19 protein-coding genes are annotated in these 17320 nt (G+C 69.8%); 9 read left to right on the top strand and 10 right to left on the bottom strand.

What is annotated here, in order from left to right:
- The first annotated feature begins 186 nt into the window (after positions 1–186).
- A complete protein-coding gene (locus ACZ1HC_RS06765; RefSeq protein ID WP_472699305.1) occupies positions 187–1788 on the top strand; it encodes an alpha-glucosidase in 1602 nt (533 codons plus the stop codon).
- Positions 1789–1790: 2 nt separating this feature from the next.
- On the opposite strand, the gene ACZ1HC_RS06760 is transcribed toward ACZ1HC_RS06765, so the two are convergent.
- Together ACZ1HC_RS06760 and ACZ1HC_RS06755 are read right to left on the bottom strand one after the other, a co-directional pair.
- Positions 1791–1973, bottom strand: coding sequence for a hypothetical protein (locus ACZ1HC_RS06760; protein ID WP_472699304.1), 183 nt, complete (start codon positions 1971–1973; stop codon positions 1791–1793).
- Between the two features lie 54 nt (positions 1974–2027).
- Entirely contained in the window at positions 2028–2927 is a 900-nt protein-coding gene (locus ACZ1HC_RS06755; protein ID WP_472699303.1) for a LysR family transcriptional regulator, read from the bottom strand.
- Between the two features lie 127 nt (positions 2928–3054).
- Between ACZ1HC_RS06755 and ACZ1HC_RS06750 the strand changes: the two genes are divergently transcribed.
- The 5 genes from ACZ1HC_RS06750 (at position 3055) to ACZ1HC_RS06730 (ending at position 6358) form a co-directional block, all read left to right on the top strand.
- Positions 3055–3996 carry a ring-cleaving dioxygenase gene (locus ACZ1HC_RS06750; RefSeq protein ID WP_472699302.1) on the top strand — a complete coding sequence of 314 codons (942 nt, stop codon included), beginning with the start codon at positions 3055–3057 and terminating at the stop codon, positions 3994–3996.
- A gap of 59 nt (positions 3997–4055) precedes the next feature.
- Entirely contained in the window at positions 4056–4601 is a 546-nt protein-coding gene (locus ACZ1HC_RS06745; RefSeq protein WP_472699301.1) for a DUF924 family protein, read from the top strand.
- 39 nt (positions 4602–4640) lie between these two features.
- Positions 4641–5264, top strand: a complete 624-nt coding sequence (locus ACZ1HC_RS06740; protein ID WP_472699300.1) for a GntR family transcriptional regulator — start codon at positions 4641–4643, stop codon at positions 5262–5264.
- Positions 5265–5351: 87 nt separating this feature from the next.
- Positions 5352–5915, top strand: a complete 564-nt coding sequence (locus tag ACZ1HC_RS06735; protein WP_472699299.1) for a biotin transporter BioY — start codon at positions 5352–5354, stop codon at positions 5913–5915.
- Positions 5912–6358, top strand: a complete 447-nt coding sequence (locus ACZ1HC_RS06730) for a DUF1284 domain-containing protein (RefSeq protein ID WP_472699298.1) — start codon at positions 5912–5914, stop codon at positions 6356–6358. The genes ACZ1HC_RS06735 and ACZ1HC_RS06730 overlap by 4 nt, the downstream gene beginning before the upstream one ends.
- Here the strand turns inward: ACZ1HC_RS06730 and ACZ1HC_RS06725 are convergent.
- Positions 6334–7956 (bottom strand): acyl-CoA synthetase, encoded by a 1623-nt coding sequence (locus ACZ1HC_RS06725; RefSeq protein ID WP_472699297.1) that lies wholly within the window; start codon positions 7954–7956, stop codon positions 6334–6336. The genes ACZ1HC_RS06730 and ACZ1HC_RS06725 overlap by 25 nt on opposite strands.
- 19 nt (positions 7957–7975) lie before the next feature.
- The gene (gene hmuQ / locus ACZ1HC_RS06720; RefSeq protein ID WP_472699296.1) at positions 7976–8296 is read right to left on the bottom strand and encodes a heme-degrading protein HmuQ; all 321 of its coding nucleotides are present in this window, start codon (positions 8294–8296) and stop codon (positions 7976–7978) included.
- A 144-nt stretch (positions 8297–8440) separates the two neighbouring features.
- On the opposite strand from hmuQ, the gene ACZ1HC_RS06715 reads away from it, so the two are divergent.
- Positions 8441–9268, top strand: coding sequence for an MBL fold metallo-hydrolase (locus ACZ1HC_RS06715; protein ID WP_472699295.1), 828 nt, complete (start codon positions 8441–8443; stop codon positions 9266–9268).
- A gap of 54 nt (positions 9269–9322) precedes the next feature.
- Positions 9323–10012: a fumarylacetoacetate hydrolase family protein gene (locus ACZ1HC_RS06710; RefSeq protein WP_472699294.1), complete on the top strand. Its 690-nt coding sequence runs from the start codon at positions 9323–9325 to the stop codon at positions 10010–10012.
- A 40-nt stretch (positions 10013–10052) separates the two neighbouring features.
- On the opposite strand, the gene ACZ1HC_RS06705 is transcribed toward ACZ1HC_RS06710, so the two are convergent.
- Together ACZ1HC_RS06705 and ACZ1HC_RS06700 are read right to left on the bottom strand one after the other, a co-directional pair.
- Positions 10053–13163 (bottom strand): efflux RND transporter permease subunit, encoded by a 3111-nt coding sequence (locus ACZ1HC_RS06705; protein ID WP_472699293.1) that lies wholly within the window; start codon positions 13161–13163, stop codon positions 10053–10055.
- Positions 13164–13169: 6 nt separating this feature from the next.
- Positions 13170–14381, bottom strand: coding sequence for an efflux RND transporter periplasmic adaptor subunit (locus tag ACZ1HC_RS06700; protein WP_472699292.1), 1212 nt, complete (start codon positions 14379–14381; stop codon positions 13170–13172).
- 108 nt (positions 14382–14489) lie between these two features.
- Here ACZ1HC_RS06700 and ACZ1HC_RS06695 point away from each other — a divergent pair, with 108 nt between their 5' ends.
- Positions 14490–15083, top strand: coding sequence for a TetR/AcrR family transcriptional regulator (locus ACZ1HC_RS06695; protein WP_472699291.1), 594 nt, complete (start codon positions 14490–14492; stop codon positions 15081–15083).
- 48 nt (positions 15084–15131) lie between these two features.
- Here the strand turns inward: ACZ1HC_RS06695 and ACZ1HC_RS06690 are convergent, their stop codons facing one another.
- From ACZ1HC_RS06690 to ACZ1HC_RS06675, 4 genes are read right to left on the bottom strand one after another with little or no spacing between them, the layout of a single operon-like run.
- Positions 15132–15782, bottom strand: coding sequence for a pseudouridine synthase (locus ACZ1HC_RS06690; protein ID WP_472699290.1), 651 nt, complete (start codon positions 15780–15782; stop codon positions 15132–15134).
- Complete coding sequence (locus ACZ1HC_RS06685; RefSeq protein WP_472699289.1) at positions 15779–16405, bottom strand: LysE family translocator; 627 nt, start codon at positions 16403–16405, stop codon at positions 15779–15781. The genes ACZ1HC_RS06690 and ACZ1HC_RS06685 overlap by 4 nt, the downstream gene beginning before the upstream one ends.
- The gene (locus ACZ1HC_RS06680; RefSeq protein ID WP_472699288.1) at positions 16402–16815 is read right to left on the bottom strand and encodes a GFA family protein; all 414 of its coding nucleotides are present in this window, start codon (positions 16813–16815) and stop codon (positions 16402–16404) included. The genes ACZ1HC_RS06685 and ACZ1HC_RS06680 overlap by 4 nt, the downstream gene beginning before the upstream one ends.
- Positions 16808–17260: a GAF domain-containing protein gene (locus ACZ1HC_RS06675; RefSeq protein WP_472699287.1), complete on the bottom strand. Its 453-nt coding sequence runs from the start codon at positions 17258–17260 to the stop codon at positions 16808–16810. Before ACZ1HC_RS06675 ends, ACZ1HC_RS06680 begins: the two co-directional genes overlap by 8 nt.
- Positions 17261–17320 lie beyond the last annotated feature (60 nt).

Here is a 17320-nt window from a genome sequence, read left to right as displayed (position 1 = left end):
CGACTGCCGGCCTGCCCGCCCACCGCCGCTTTCCGCCGCCGCTTCGGTCTGCCGGCGATCGGGCCTGCCGGTCCAGTCTAGCCCGCCCCTTGGGGAGGGCAATCCATCACTTCGCGGCGAGACCACCTTTATGTCCACCGGCCGGATGTGTTCTATCGGCGCGACTCGGCCAGACAGGAGAATCTCATGACCGAATGGTGGCGTGACGCGGTGATCTACCAGATCTATCCCCGCAGCTTTCAGGACAGCGACGGCGACGGCATCGGCGACCTGCCCGGCATCACCCGGCGGCTGGACCACGTGGCGCAGCTGGGGGTGGACGCGATCTGGCTGTCGCCGATCTTCACGTCGCCCATGAAGGACATGGGATACGATGTCAGCGACTATTGCGACATCGACCCGCTGTTCGGCACGCTGGACGACTTCGATGCCCTGGTCGCGCGCGCCCACGACCTGGGGCTGAAGGTCATCATCGACCAGGTCATCAGCCATTCCAGCGACCGCCACCCCTGGTTCGCGGAAAGCCGCCGGTCGCGCGACAACGACAAGGCCGACTGGTACGTCTGGGCCGACCCCAATCCCGACGGCACCCCGCCCAACAACTGGCCGTCCGTCTTCGGCGGCCCCGCATGGGAGTGGGAGCCGCAGCGGCGCCAGTATTACCTGCACAACTTCCTGATCGAGCAGCCGGACCTGAACCTGTGGAACCGCGAGGTGCAGGATGCCCTGCTGGGGACCATGCGCTTCTGGCTCGACCGGGGTGTGGACGGCTTCCGGCTGGACACGGTGAACTTCTATTTCCACGACGCGCGGCTGCGCAACAACCCGCCCAACCCCGACAGCACGGCGCCCGACACCTACAACATGCAGCGCCATGTCTATTCCAAGAACCGCCCCGAAAACATCGCCTTCCTGAAGCGGATGCGCAAGCTGACCGACGAATACGACGCCCGCATGATGGTGGGCGAGGTGGGCGAAGGCGGCGACACCTCGATCCGCCTGATGGCGGAATACACCGCCGGCAGCGACCGGCTGCACATGTGCTACAGCTTCGAGATGCTGAGCCAGAAGTTCACCGCCGACCATTTCCGCCACACCATCGAGGGCGTCCAGAACGGCGCGCCCGACGCCCATGCCTGCTGGTCGTTCTCGAACCACGACGTGTTCCGCCACGTCACCCGCTGGCTGCCCCATGCCGAATCGCCCGATGCGCTTGCCCGGCAGGCGGCGGCGATGCTGCTGTCCTTCCCCGGCACCATCTGCCTCTACCAGGGCGAGGAACTGGGCCAGACCGAGACCGAACTGGTCTATGAGGAACTGACCGATCCCCCGGCGCTGCGCTTCTGGCCCGAGATCAAGGGCCGCGACGGCTGCCGCACGCCGATGGTCTGGGACGACAGCCCGCATGGCGGCTTTTCCACCGCCAAGCCCTGGCTGCCCGTCAAGGCCCCGCAGGCCGCGCGCCACGTCAAGGGTCAGCAGGCCGACAACGACAGCGTGCTGGCGGCCTACCGCGCCACGCTGGCCTTCCGCAAGGCGCAGATGCCGCTGCGCCGAGGAAAAACCTCGTTTCTCGACCTGCCCGAGCCGATCCTGGCCTTCCGCCGCGACAGCGGGGACCGGGCGCTGACCTGCGTCTTCAACCTGGCGAAGACGCCGGCGCGCCTGACGCTGTCGGATGCCGCGGCCCTGGTGGGGCCGTCGCGCGCGGCGCTGTCGGACAGGGTTCTGGACCTGCCGGCCAACGGCTTCGCCTGGCTGGACGGGACGGTCGGCCTGTCGGCCTGAGGTCAACCGGGCCTGCGGTTGAAGAACAGCTCATAGGCCAGATAAAGCCCGGCAGCCCCCGACAGGAACGCCCAGAAGGGGCTGCCGGTCCACAACTCGACCCCCGCCCACAGCAGCGGGACGACGACGCACAGGATCCGCACCCACAGGGGGCGGAAGAACGGCGCATTCGGATCAACCAGCATCTTGCCTCGAATCTCTGCCCCCGGGCAAACCATCCTCGGGGCAAGAGGCGCCGGCTACAACCCCGCCAGCCACGGCGGCGCCCCGGCAAAGGCCTGGGCCAGATGGTCGATGAAGGCGCGGGTCTTGCGCGGCATCGGCCGGATCGGCGGCCAGACCAGGCTGATGGGCAGCGGATCCTGCGGCAGATCCGGCAGCAGGCGCACCAGCCGCCCGTCGCGCAGCGCGTCGTGGACGATGAACATCGGCAGCAGCGCCAGACCCAGCCCGCCGATCGCCATGTCGCGCATCGCCTCGCCGTTGTTGGCGGTGATGCGGCCCAGGGGCGGCGGCGCGACGCCCGCGAAGGGCCAGATGTCGCCGATCCGGGCGTTCAGATAGCCGATGGCGCTGTGGCGCGCCAGATCGGCGGGGTCGCCGACCGGCCCCTGCGCGGCCAGATAATCCGGGCTTGCCACCAGCGCCCGGGGATCGGCGCAGATCCGGCGGGCCATCAGCCGGCTGTCGCGCATCCGGCCGATCCGCAGCCCCAGATCGAAGCCCGCCCGGCCCAGGTCGGTCAGCTGGTCGTCGTAATCCAGCACGATCTCGAGCCCGGGATGGGCGCGCGCGAAGCGGGCGATCACCGGGCCAAGGTGCCGGATGCCGAAGCTCATCGGCGCGGCGACGACCAGCCGGCCGCGCAGATCGGCCTGCCCCGCGCCCACGCTTTCGGTCGCGGCGACCAGTTCGGCCAGCGCGGGGCGCAGGCGCTCGGCCAGGGCCAGGGCCGCGTCGGTGGGCGCGATCCGCCCGGCATGGCGGGTGAACAGCGCCACGCCCAGCGCGGCCTCGAACCCGCTGATGCGCTTGCTGACCACCGACTTCGCCAGATCCGCCCGCGCCGCCGCGCCCGAGATGCTGCCGGCATCCAGCACGGCCAGGAAGGTGCGGATATCGCGGATCGACCAGTCCATGCGCCGACCATAGCCGGCCGCTGCCCGTTCGCAAGACGCGAACGCAGGTTTGCCGCCACAGCGGTTGCCGCGAACGCGGCGATCGGGCCATAGTGGCCGCGGTCCCGACCCCGAAGGAGCCCCGCCGATGCACCTGACCGGTATCCATCACCTGACCGCCATCACCGCCGATGCGGCGGGCAACAACCGCTTCTATACCGCGACGCTCGGGCTGCGCCGGGTCAAGAAGACGGTGAACCAGGACGACACCTCGGCCTATCACCTGTTCTACGCCGACGGCGCCGGGACGCCCGGCACCGACATCACCTTCTTCGACTGGCCCGCGGCGCCGGAACGGCGCGGCGGCCGGTCGGTGATCCGCACCGGGCTGCGGGTGGCCGAAGCCAGCCTCGACTGGTGGGCCGCGCGCCTGGCCGCCAGCGGGGCCACCGTCGGCCGGATCCAGATCCTGGACGGCCGCGCCAGCCTGAACCTGGAAGACCCCGAAGGCCAGCGCCTGCGCCTCGTCGCCGCCCCCGAACCCGCGGGCCAGCCCTGGGACCAGAGCCCGGTGCCCCCGGAACACCGGATCCGGGGCCTTGGCCCGATCATCCTGTCGGTTCCCGACCTGGACCCGACCGCCGCCCTGCTGACCCAGGTCATGAACATGGCGCAGGTCCGCGACTATGCCAGCCCGGACGGGCAGGGCCAGGTCCACGTCTTCGCGATGGGCGAGGGCGGCGCGGCCGCCGAACTGCACGTGGCGGTCCAGCCGGACCTGCCCCCTGCCCGGCAGGGCGCGGGCGGCGTTCACCACGTGGCCTTCCGCGTGCCCGACACGGCGGCGCTGACCTGGTGGACCGAGCGTCTCCGGGGGCTTCGCGTCCCGAACTCGGGCGAGGTGGAACGGTATTACTTCCGTTCGCTCTATTTCCGCGAGCCGGGCGGCACCCTGTTCGAACTGGCGACCGACGGCCCCGGCTTCGACGTGGACGAGCCGCGCGACAGCATGGGCCGCGGCCTGTCGCTGCCGCCCTTCCTCGAACCCCGGCGCGCCGCCATCGAGGCGCGGCTGAAACCGCTGGACTAGCCCCCGCCGGGGGCGCCCCGCAGCCCCCGTCAAGGCCCTTGACCCGAAAGGAAGCGCCCATGGCCATCAGGACCGCCCAAGACGTGCTGGACTTCTGGTTCTCGGCGCAGATGCAGCCGATGTGGTTCGCCAAGTCCGAGGAGATCGACAGCCGCATCCGCGACACCTTCGCCCCCACCTACGAGGCCGCGCGCCGCGGCGATCTGGACGGCTGGGCCGCCACGCCCGAGGGCGCGCTGGCCCTGGTGATCGTGCTGGACCAGTTTCCCCGCAACATCTTCCGCGGCAGCGGCCGGGCCTTCGAATCGAACGACATCGCCCTGCATCGGGCCCGCGCCGCCCTGGACGCGGGCTTCGACCGGCAGGTCGATCCGCAGCGGCGGCAGTTCTTCTATCTGCCCTTCATGCACAGCGAGGATCCGGCCGACCAGGCCCGCTCGGTCGCGCTTTACCGCGATCTGGGCGATGCGGGCAGCCTCGACTTTGCCATCCGGCACCGCGACATCATCGAGCGGTTCGGCCGCTTTCCGCACCGCAACGCCGCCCTGGGCCGCGCCGACACGCCGGCCGAGCAAGAGTTCCTCAGGACGCATCCGGGCTTCTGATCTCTGGACGGGGGCGGGCGGCTGGATTATCGACGGTCCATGCCGCCCGAACCGCTTGCCCACCGCATCAGCCGCGAACTTGCCGCGCGCATCGTCTCGGGCCAGATCGCGCCCGGCGAACGCCTGCGCCAGGATCATGTCGCCGCCGAGTTCGGCGCCAGCCACGTCCCCGTGCGCGAGGCCTTCCGCCACCTGGAAAGCCGCGGCCTTGCCGTCAGCGAACCCCGGCGCGGCTTTCGCGTCGCGGGCTTTTCCCAGGCCGAGGTGCGCGAGGTGGCCGAGATGCGCGCCGCGCTCGAGGTGCTGGCCCTGCGCCACGCCGCGCCGCATCTGACCCCCGCCATCCTGGACCGGGCCGAGGAGGCGATCCGGGCCGGCGACCGCGCCGGCGATGTCGAGGCCTGGGAGGACGCCAACCGCCGCTTCCACCGGCTGATCCTGGACCCCTGCGGGATGCCGCGCCTGCTGAAGTCCATCGCCGACCTGCACACCGCAAGCGCCCGCTTCCTGTTTTCCGGCTGGCGGGCGGAATGGGACGCCCCCACCGACCGCGACCACCGGGCGATCCTGCACGCGCTGCGGTCGGGCGACCCGGACCGCGCCCTGGCGGTGCTGGCGCGGCATGTCCAGTTCAGCGGACAGCGGGCGCTGTCGCGCCGCTGACGATCGCCCCTTGATCGGATAGATAATTCGTGAACTATCGTGGCACGAAGACCCTGGAATTATCTATAAATCTAAACGGAGCCTCCCATGTCCGCCTCGCAGTCCTTCAGCGCCGTCGATCTTCCCAGCCGGTCGCTGCCCGTCAAGCTTCTGGCCGTCGCCTTCGGCACGATCCTTCTGGCCATCTCCTCGCGCATCGAGGTGCCGATGGTCCCGGTGCCCGTCACCATGCAGACCTTCACCGTGGCGATGATCGGCGCGCTCTATGGCTGGCGGCTGGGCACGCTGACGGTGCTGGCCTGGCTGGGCCAGGCGGCCTTGGGCCTGCCGGTGCTGGCGGGCGGCGCGGGCGGGCTGGCCCATTTCGCCGGACCGACGGGCGGCTATCTGGTGGCCTTTCCGGTGATGGCCGCGCAGATCGGCTGGCTGGCCGAGCGCGGCTGGAACGGCGACCGCCCCGGGCTGGCCTTCCTGTCGATGCTGGCGGGCAACCTGATCTGCCTGGCCCTGGGCGCGGCCTGGCTGTCGCGCGGCATCGGCTGGGATGCGGCGATCGTCCACGGCGTCACGCCCTTCCTGGTCGGCGCGGTGCTGAAATCCGCCGTCGGCGCGCTTGCGCTGCGCCAGCTGGGCCGTCCGCGCCGCGCATGACGGTCCGGCTGCGCGGCCATCACCTGCTGTGCCTGCTGACCTGGTCGGGCAAGGGCTACAGCCCGGCCTTCACGGCGGGCTTCACCGCCATCGCCACGCGCATCGCCGCGGGCGAGGCGGTGGTGCTGGTCGAGGGGCTCGACGATGTCTGCGCGCCGATGCTGGACAGTCCCGCCTGCCATTGCCGGAACGACAGCGCGGCGGGCCGCGACGCGCGGGCCCTGCGGGACGTGGCCCTGCTGCTGGGCCGTCCGCTGGCGGCGGGACAGCGCCTGGTGCTGGAACCCGGCACGCTGGTCCGGATGCGCCGCGCCTTCGCAAGCGGCAGCATCCGCGGCGCCTGCGCAGGCTGCGACTGGTCGGGCCTGTGCCGCGACATCGCGGATGACGGCTTTGCGGGGGCGGTGCTGCCCGCCCCTCAGCCAGGCAGGCTGCGGGCCTGATCGCGCAGCACGAACTTCTGGATCTTGCCGGTCGAGGTCTTGGGCAGCGGCCCGAACACCACGGTCTTGGGCACCTTGTAGCGGGCCATGTGTTCGCGGCAGAAGGCGATGATCTCGGCCTCCGTAGCCTCCTTGCCGGGGCGCAGGTCCACGAAGGCGCAGGGGGTTTCGCCCCAGGTCGCGTCCGTGCGGGCCACCACCGCCGCCTCGTTGATCGCCGGGTGGCGATACAGCACGTCCTCGACCTCGACGGACGAGATGTTTTCGCCACCCGAGATGATGATGTCCTTGCTGCGGTCCTTGATTTCCACATAACCGTCGGGATGCATCACGCCCAGATCGCCGGTGGCGAACCAGCCGCCGCGGAAGGCCCTGGCGGTGGCCTCGGGGTTCTTGAGGTAGCCGCGCATCACGTTGTTGCCGCGCATGAAGATCTCGCCCAGGGTCTCGCCGTCGTGGGGGACGGGGACCAGGGTTTCGGGATCGGCCACCATCAGCCCGGCAAGGGCGGTGTTGCGCACCCCCTGGCGGGCCTTCAGCCGCGCCTTCTGATCGGGCGGCAGGTCGTCCCATTCCTGCTTCCAGACGCAGACGACGGTGGGGCCATAGACCTCGGTCAGGCCATAGACATGGGTCACCTCGACGCCGATGTCCTCCATCGCCTGAATGACGGCGGCGGGGGGCGAGGCGCCGGCGGTCATCACCTTCACCGGGTGATCGAACCGCTTCAGATGCGCGTTCTGCGCCAGCATGTTCAGCACGATCGGCGCGCCGCAGAAATGCGTCACGCGTTCGGCCGCGATCAGGTCGAAGACCGGCTCGGCCCGCACCGCGCGCAGGCAGACCGAGGTCCCGGCATTGGCGGCCATCGCCCAGGGGAAGCACCAGCCGTTGCAGTGAAACATCGGCAGCGTCCACAGATAGACCGAATGGGCGGGCATCCCCCAGTCCTGCAGCTGCGCCAGCGCGTTCAGCGCCGCGCCCCGGTGGTGATAGACCACGCCCTTGGGGTTGCCGGTCGTCCCCGAGGTATAGTTCAGCGCGATGGCGTCCCATTCGTCGGCAGGCGGCTGCCAGTCATGGGCGGGATCGCCCTGGGCCAGCAGCGCCTCGTAATCCAGGGTGCCGACCGGGTCGCCGTGGGCGATGGTCGGGTCCAGGATGTCCACGACCAGCCCGACGTCGCAGCCCTGCAGCGCCTCGCGCGCGAGGGGGGCGAATTCGCTGTCCACCAGCAGGGCCTTGGCCTCGCCGTGCTGCAGGATGAAGCGCACCGTCTCGGCGTCCAGGCGGGTGTTGATGGCGTTCAGCACCGCGCCCAGCATCGGCACGCCGAAATGCGCCTCGTAAAGCTCGGGGATGTTGGGGGCGATCACCGCCACCGTGTCGCCGCGCCCGATGCCGCGCGCCGACAGGGCGCTGGCCAGCCGGCGGCAGCGGTCGTAAGTCTCGGCCCAGGTCCGGCGGACGGGGCCGTGGACCAGGGCCAGCCGGTCGGGATGGATGGCCGCGGTGCGGGCCAGGAAATCCAGGGGCGTCAGCTGCACGAAGTTGGCCGCGCAGGCGTCAAGGCCCTGGTCGTAGATGGTGTTGGTCATGTCCCCCCTTGCCTTCCGGTCAGCCGGCCCGGCCGATCTGCTGGATCGCGGTGAACCCCTCGAAGCGGGGGCCGCCCTCGTACAGCTTCCTGGTTCCGCCCGCCCGTGCATGGGCGTCGCGGAACTGCTGGCTGCGCGTCCAGCCGACGAAGTGATCCTCGGATTCCCACATCGTGTGCGAGGCGTAAAGCCGCCGCCCGTCCTCCTCGAGGCCCTTCAGCATGTGGAAGGCGACGAAGCCCGGCAGCGTGTCCAGCTTGCTGTCGCGCGACAGCCACATGGCCTCGAACTCCTCGGCGTTCTCGATCGGGACGGTGAAACGGTTCATGGCGATGAACATGCGGGGCTCCTTCTCGGGCTTGCGGCGCCGATCCTGCAGATTTCGCCGTCAGGGATAAGCCCCGCCGCGCGCGCTGTCACGCGGTTGTGAGGCAGGCAGGGGGCAAACCGGATTAGTCTGGACCAAACCAGCCGGGGGACGACCATGCGCCTTGCCCTTGCCACCGCCCTGATCGCCGCCCTCGGCGCCGCGCTGCCGCTGGCCGCGCAGGCGCAGGACCGCAGGCCCAGCCACTGCATCGCCGTCGCCGCCGGCCCCGAGCGGGTCCAGCAGGCCGCGTGGTCGGACCCGGTGCCGGAACGGTCGGTCAGGCTGTCCTATCTGGGCCACGCGATGTTCCTGATCCAGACGCCGGGGGGCCTGGACATCGTCACCGACTTCAACGGCAACCTGCATCCCGACGCGCCGGTGCCCGACGTGGTGACGATGAACCGCGCCCATACCAGCCACTGGACCGACCGGCTGGACGGCATCGAACACGTCCTGCGCGGCTGGTCCGAACAGTTCGGGGTTCCCGCCGACCATTACCTGACCCTGGGCGACGCGCTGATCCGCAACGTCCCCACCGACATCCGGTCCTGGGGCGCGGTCGAGGAAGGCGGCAATTCGATCTTCGTCTTCGAGGCGGGCGGGCTGTGCATCGCGCATCTGGGCCATCTGCATCACGAACCCACCGACGAGGATTACGCCCGCCTGGGCCGCGTCGATGTGCTGCTGGTGCCGGTGGACGGCAGCTACACGATGGAACAGGCGGCGATGATGCGCGTCGTCAGCCGGCTGAACAGTTCGGTGGTGATCCCGATGCACTGGTTCGGCCCGGCGCGGCTGGAAAGCTTCCTGTCGGGGATGGCGGGACAGTTCGCCATCCAGCGGACGGGGGGCAGCGAATATCTGGCCTCGCTGCGCGGATTGCCCGACCGGCCCACCGTGGTGGTGCTGGATCCGCTGTCGTCGGGGCGAAGCTGGCCTTGACGGGGGGCGGGCGGGGCAACACTGTGGCCCGCCGAACCAGCGAAAGCCCTGCCCATGCCCGACTTCGTGATCCCGCCCGCCGCCACCCCCGCGCTGCCCGTGGCGGGCGACAGCCGCCGCTTTCCGGTCCGCCGGATCTATTGCGTGGGCCGCAACTATGCCGACCACGCGCGCGAGATGGGCCATGACCCCGACCGCGAGCCGCCCTTCTTCTTTTCCAAGCCCGCCGACACGCTGCTGACGGCAAACGCCGACCTGCCCTATCCGCCGGCGACCGAGGATCTGCATTTCGAGGCCGAACTGGTCGTGGCCCTGGGCGGCGGCGGCGCGGGGATTGCGCCCGCCGACGCGGCAAGCCTGATCTGGGGCTATGCCGCCGGCAACGACTTCACCCGCCGCGACCTGCAGGCCGCCGCGAAGAAGGCGGGGCGGCCCTGGGATCTGGCCAAGGGCTTTGATCTGTCGGCGGCCTGCGGGCTTCTGCATCCGGCCTCGGGGACCGGCGCGCTGGACCGGGGCCGGATCGCGCTGACGGTCGACGGCAGCCTGCGCCAGCAATTGGACCTGTCGCAGATGATCTGGCCGGTGGCGGACATCATTTCACACCTGTCGCGGTTCGTGCGGCTGGCGCCGGGCGACCTGATCTTCACCGGAACGCCCGCCGGCGTGGGCGCGATCGGCCGCGGCCAGGTCGCCACCGTCGAGATCGAGGGGCTGACGCCGCTGGTCACGCGCGTCGTCTGACGGCGGCGGCGGGCGCGCCCGGCCCGCCGCCGCCCGAAGCTCAGGCCGGTTTCGCCCGTCTTCTCGTGACCAGTTCGACGCCCCTCAGCACGGCCACGTAGAACACCGGCACCAGGAAGATCCCGATCACCGCCGAGGACGCCATGCCGCCCAGAACCCCGATCCCGATCGAGTTCTGCGCCCCCGCCCCCGCGCCGCTGGCGATCGCCAGGGGCAGCACGCCCAGCATGAAGGCGAAGGTGGTCATCAGGATCGGCCGCAGGCGCATCTTCGAGGCCTCGATCGAGGCCTCGATCAGCGGGCGTCCCTGGGCCACCAGCGACTGCGCGAACTCGACGATCAGGATGGCGTTGCGCGCGGCCAGGCCGATGGTCGTCAGCAGGCCCACCTTGAAATAGACGTCGTTGGTCTGGTCGAACAGCAAGGCCGCGGCCAGGGCCCCCAAAACGCCGATGGGCACGGTCAGCATCACCGCCAGGGGCACCGTCCAGCTTTCGTAAAGCGCCGCAAGCGCCAGGAACACCACCAGGGCCGACAGCGTGAACAGCAGCGGCGCCTGGTTGCCCGAAAGGCGCTCCTGATAGGAAAGCCCGGTCCAGGCCGTGCCGTAGCCGCCCGGCATCTCGGCCACCATCTCCTCCATCGCGGTCATGGCCGCGCCCGAGGACAGGCCCTGCGCCGCCGCGCCCGACAGTTCAAGCGCGCGCGTGCCGCCATAGCGGGCCAGGGCCTGCGGCTCCTGGTCCCAGACGCGGGTGGTGAAGGCGCCGAAGTTGACCATGTCGCCCTGGTCGTTGCGGGCGAACCAGCGGTCGATGTCCTCGGGCTGGGACCGGGCATAGGCATCGCCCTGGACGATCACCGGGCGCAGTTCGGTGCCCAGCGCGAAGTCGTTCACGTCGCGGCCCGAGAAGATCACCGACAGCATCGCGTTCACGTCCAGGATCGACAGCCCGAAGGCCGCGGCCTTCTGCTGGTCGATGTCCAGCTGCAGCGAGGTCTCGAACGGCGCCTCGTTGCCGCGCAGGTTGGTCACGCGGCCGTCGGCCTGGGCGGTGGCGACCAGTTCATCGGCGGCCGAGGACAGCGCCTCCTGGCCGCGCCCGGCCTGATCCACCAGATACATGGTAAAGCCCGAAGACGCGCCCATGCCGGGAATGGCCGGGGGTTGCAGGAAGAACACCTGGCCGGCGCGGTTGTTGACTAGGAAGTGCCGGTTGGCCCGCGCCACCAGCGAGGCCACGTCCAGGCCGGGGCGCTCTTCGTAGTCGCGCAGCTTGGCAAACAGCATCGCCTGGTTCTGCCCCGAGCCGCCGAAGCTGAAGCCCAGCACCGAGAAGGTCGATTCGACCGTCGCGGCCTCGTCCACGCGCAGATAGTCCTCGACCCGCTCGACCAGGGCCAGGGTCTGGGCGGTGGTCGATCCCTCGGGCGTCTCGATCATCACCATCATCACGCCCTGATCCTCGTCGGGCAGGAAGGATCCGGGCAGCCTTTCGAACATCGCGAAGACCCCGAAGCCGATGACCACCAGAACGATCAGCATCCGGAACGGCCGGCGCACCAGCCGCGACACGGTCGAGCCATAGCCGTTGGTGGCGCGGTCCAGGTTGCGGTTGAACCACCGCGCCGGGGCGATGCCGCCGCCATGCTTGCGCGGCCGCAGCAGGCTGGCGCACATGGCCGGCGTCAGGATCACCGCGACGCCCAGCGACAGCACCATCGCGGTGATGATCGTCAGCGAGAACTGCCGGTAGATCACCCCCGTGGCACCCCCCATGAAGGCCATCGGCAAGAACACCGCCGACAGCACCATGACGATGCCCACCAGCGCCGAGGTGATCTCCTCCATGCTTTTCTGGGTGGCCTCGACGGGGCCCAGCCCCTCCTCCTCCATGACGCGCTCGACGTTTTCCACCACGACGATGGCATCATCGACCAGCAGGCCGATCGCCAGCACCAGGGCGAACATGGTCAGCGTGTTGATGGAAAAGCCCGCCGCCGCCAGCACCCCGAAGGTGCCCAGCAGCACCACCGGGATGGCGACGACCGGGATGATGGTGGCGCGCCAGCTTTGCAGGAAGGCCAGGATCACCAGGAAGACCAGCACCACGGCCTCGGCCAGGGTGTGGTAAACCTGACTGATCGATTCCTCGACGAAGGGCGCGGTGTCATAGGGATAGACCACCTCGACGCCCTCGGGCAGCGCCGGGGCGATGTCGTCGATCAGCGCGCGCACGGCATGGGCGGTATCGACGGCATTGGCGCCGGTGGCCAGGTTCACGCCGAAGCCCGCGGCCGGGTTGCCGTTGTAGCGGGCGTTGCCGCCGTATCGTTCCTGCCCCAGTTCGATGCGCGCCACATCGCCCAGAAACACCGTCGATCCGTCCGGGTCGACGCGCAGAAGGATGCGCTCGAACTCCTCGACCGAGGACAGCTGCGACTGCGCCGACAGCGTCAGCGTCAGGCGCTGGCCTTCGGGGCTGGGTTCCGCGCCCAGGTCGCCCACGGTGACGTTGGTGTTCTGTTCGGCGACAGCGGCGGTCACATCATTGGGGGTGACCTGATATTGCGCCATCTTCATCGGGTCCAGCCAGATGCGCATGGCATAGCCCGACCCGAAGGTGTTGATCGACCCGACCCCCGGCGTCCGCTGGACCGGATCCTCGATCATCTGGGACACCAGATCGCCCAGCTCCACCGACGAATAGCTGCCGTCGGTGCTGGTCAGCGCCCCCACCAGCAGGATCGAGCTGGTCGATCGCGACACGTTCACGCCCCGCTGCTGCACCAGGTTGGGCAACTGGCTTGTCACCAGTTGCAGCCTGTTCTGGACCTGGACCTGGGCGATATCGGGGTCGATCGTGTCGTCGAAGGTCAGCGACACCGACGCCGATCCGGGCGTCGAGTTCGAGGTCATGTACATCAGGCCGTCGAGGCCGGTCATGCCGTCCTCGATGATCGTCGTGACCGAGTTCTCGACGATTTCGGCCGAGGCGCCGGTATAGGTCGCGCTGATGCGCACGGTGGTGGGGGCGATCTGGGGATACTGCTCGATCGCCAGGGATTGCAGGCCAAGCGCCCCGACCAGCATGGTCACGAAGGCCAGGACCCAGGCGAAGACGGGGCGGTGGATGAAGAAACGGGCCATGCGCGCCTACTCCGCCGCGGCCGCTTCGGCGGGGGCTTCCGCAGGCGTTTCGGCAGGCGTTTCGGCGGGGGCTTCCGCGGATGTTTCGCGCGGCACGCCGTTCTCGTCCAGCGTCACCGGCACCGTCGTCACCGCCGCGCCTTCGGTCAGCGCGGCCAGGTTGTCCACCGCCAGCAGGTCGCCCGGTTCCAGCCCCTCGGTGACGATCCAGTGGTTCTGATAGGTGCCGTCGTCGGCCAGATCAACCTCTGTGGCCTTGCCGTCGCGGATCACCCAGGCCGTCAGCTGGCCGGTCTGGTCGCGGCTCGCGGCGTTCTGGGTCACCAGGAAGGCCTCGGTCGTGCCGAGGTCCACCTGGCCGCGCAGGAACATGCCGGGCAGGATCAGCCGCCGCGGATTGTCGAAGCGGAAGCGCGTGTCCACCGAGCCCGTCGAGGTCGAGACGGTATAGCCCGGCGCGACCAGTTCCCCCGTGAAGGCATAGCTTTCGCCGGTTTCCAGCGTCAGCGTGGCCTGCAGCGTCTCGTTCAGCTGCAAGCGCCCCTCGCGGATGTCGTCGCGCAGGGCCAGAATCCGGGACGACGGCTCGTACATGTCCACGTCGATGGGATCAAGCTGCGTGACCGTCGCCAGCGGCTCGGCCTGGCCTGCGTTGACCAGATCGCCCACCGACACCAGGGCCACGCTGGCAAGCCCCGCGATGGGGCTGGTCACGGTCGTCCAGTCCAGTTCCGCCTGGGCCAGGGCCAGGGCGGCTTCGGCCGACTGCAGCGCGGCTTCGGCCTGCTGCAGGATCGCCCGCGCTTCGTCCACCTGGGCCTGCGAGGTGCCCGAACCCAGCAATTGCTCGGTCCGCCCGAACGAGGTGCGCGCCTGCGTCAGCCCCGCCTGCGCCGAGGTCACCTGCGCCTGGGCGCTTCTGACATTGGCCTCGTAGGTGGTGGGATCGATGCGGAACATCGGATCGCCGGCTTCCAGCGCCGTGCCGGGTTCATAGAGGATTTCGGTGATCAGCCCCGAGACGCGCGGCCGGATCCCCGCCTCGGATCCGGCCACGGCCCGCCCCGGCAGGGTCAGGATCCGCGGCACCGGCTGAGGCTGCAGCGTGACGACGCCCACCGAGGGCGGAGGCATGCCTTCCTGCTGCGCCGAGGCGGGCAAGGACAGGAACCACAGTCCCAGAAGCGCGGCGGTGGCCACCGGCAAGATACGAGGCATCGGATGTTTCCCATTCAGATGGCGCCGGACGGCGAGGCGCGACAGGCTTCTTGCCGGATCATGCACTTTATGCAATGTTTGCCTTATAGGAATCCAGAGGTGGATGCCATGCATTCAAGATCAACGCTGCGTGACCGCAGGCGCCTTCAGACCTCGCGCGAGATCCAGCGCGCCGCGCTGTCGCTGGCGCTGACCCACGGCTATGACCATCTCACCACCGAGATGATCGCGGCCGAGGCCGGCATCAGCCAGCGGACCTTCTTCAACTATTTCCTGAACAAGCAGGCCGCGATCGTCGGCGAGGCGGTCTGGTTCGACGCCGAGACCGTCGCCTGGTTCCGCCAGTCGTCGGGCCCGCTGCTGGCCGACCTTCTGGAGGCCCTGCGCCGGCTCTTGCGCAGCAGCGACCTGGACCGCGGCTTGTCGCAGCTGGTCGATCGCCTGATGGGCCAGTCGCCGGAACTGCTGCCGATCTTCTACGGGTCGCTGAAGCGGCTGACCGACCAGCTTTCGGACCTGGCCGTGACCCGCCTGGGCGAGGAGGCGCGCCCGGACGCCGAGCTGCTGGCCCAGGCGATCTCTCATGCCTTGGCCGACACCTTCCGCGTCTGGGCCAATGACGAGGCCATGTCGCTGGAAAGCATCGTCGATGCCACCGCCGCGCGCCTGATGGTGCTGCGCGGATTTCTGGGCCAGATCTAGCCGGCTGCCGGGCCGACGCCCTGCACAGGAAATCGGACGGCCGGGCGGCTAGAACGGCGCGGGCTGGCTGAAGGTGACCTGCACGCCGCTGTCGGGGTGGCGCAGGCGCAGGCTTTCGGCGTGCAGCATCAGCCGGGGATGATCCAGCGCTGCGCCTGCCGCATACAGCGGATCCCCCAGGATCGGGTGCCCCAACTGCGCCATGTGGACGCGCAACTGGTGGCTGCGCCCGGTCAGCGGAAACAGCCGGACGCGGGTTTCCGCATCGGTCGCGCGGATCACCCGCCAGTCGGTGCGGGCCGGGCGGCCCCGGTCGTGATCGACCTTCTGGCGCGGCCGGTTCGGCCAGTCCACGATCAGCGGCAGATCGACCGTGCCGGTCCGGGGCTCCAGCCGGCCGGCCAGCCGGGCGACATAGGCCTTCTTGACGCGCCGCTCCTCGAACTGGCGGGACAGGGTCCGCTGCGCATGGGGCGTCAGCGCGAAGACCATCACCCCCGAGGTATCCTGATCCAGCCGGTGGACCAGCAGGACCGTCGGAAAGGCACCGCGCAGGCGGGCGATCAGGCAGTCCTCCTTGCCCTCGCCCCGGCCGGGAACCGACAGCAGGCCGGCGGGCTTCGACACCACCAGGATCTCGTGATCGGCGTGCAGGACATCGGGCGCGTCGGGCGGCGGCGCGTAGGGAAAGTCGCTCACTTCGCGACCAGCCGGATCGCCAGGCCCGCGAACATCAGCGCGGCGATCTTGTTGATCAGCCCCAGCCGCCGGCCGATCACATGGCCCGCATAGCCCGCGACGACGCCGTAGCCCATGGTGACCAGCGTACCAGTCAGGGTGAAGATCAGCCCCAGCCCCAGGATCTGCTGCCAGATGGGACCCCAGGCGGCATTGGTGAACTGCGGCAGGAACGCCAGCAGGAACAGCACCGGCTTGGGGTTCAGGGCGTTGGACAGGAAGCCCCGCCGGATGATGTTCCAGGCCCGCACGCTGCCCCGGGCCCACGGATCGGCGGGACCGGCCCGCCAGCTTTTCCAGGCCAGCCACAGCAGATAGGCCGCGCCCGCATACTTGATCGCCCGCAGCGCCTCGGGATGGGCGGCGACCACCGCGCCCAGGCCCACGGTGGCCAGCGTCACATGCATCAGCACGCCCAGGCCCACGCCAAAGCCGGCCAGCGCGCCGGCCCGCGGCCCGCCCTGGATGCCGCAGGCGCTGGCGAAGAACACGTCCTGCCCGGGCGCGACGTTCAGCATCAGCCCGCCCGCCACGAAGGTCGCCAGCTGCGCCAGGGGAATGTTGGCCAGGGTTTCCCAAATCATTCCTGCGGTTCCTGGGGCAGCCCGTCCACGATGTCGTAATAGTCGCCCTTGTCGGCCACGAAGATGTGGCCGCGGATCCGCAGGCCGGTGGGGCTGTCCACGGCGCCCGGCGCGACCTCGATGGCGCCGGAATCCCGGTCGCGCCAGAACAGGCTGCTGCCGCATTGCGGGCAGAAGCCGCGCTCGGCCCGGTCCGAGGAGCGGAACCACCGCACCTCGCCCCGGATCGTCAGGTCGGCGGCCCGGGCGGCGGCCCAGAGATGGCCCGACCAGCGGCGGCACTGGCTGCAATGGCAGGCGCGCAGCGGATCGCCGCTCCAGGTGCCCGCAAAGCCTGTGGCGCCGCAGAGGCAGCGCCCGGTGAAGCCGGAGACGGGTGCGGAGACGGGTTCAGACACGGGCTCAGACATGGGCGAACACCTCGTTCAGGATGGCGGCCAGCCGGTCAGCGTCGTCCTGCGTGAAGGCGTCGGGCTGGTCGCTGTCGATGTCCAGGACGCCGATCAGCCGCCCCTCGCTGCCCCGGACCGGCAGCACGATTTCCGACCGGGTGGAACTGGCGCAGGCGATGTGGCCGGGAAAAGCGTCCACGTCGGGAACAAGCTGCACCTGCCCCGTCCGCGCGGCAGCCCCGCAGACCCCGCGCGAGAACGGGATCACTAGGCAGCCATGCCCGCCCTGATAGGGGCCGATCTTCAGCAGGTCCGGCGCCACCACGCGATAGAAGCCGGTCCAGTCGAAGCGGTCGTCGGCATGGTGGATCTCGCAGGCCAGGGTGGCCATCAGCGCGACCTCGTCGGTCTCGCCTTCGGTCAGGGCGCGGATTCGCGCGGCAAGGGCGTCGTAATCGGTCATGGCCCCTTACTACGCCGGGCGCGCGGGCGCGAAAAGCCGCGAATGCGCCATTTACGCGGC

The organism is Paracoccus sp. BR5-17, assembly GCF_055693925.1.
This window is presented reverse-complemented; position numbering and strand designations above follow the sequence as displayed.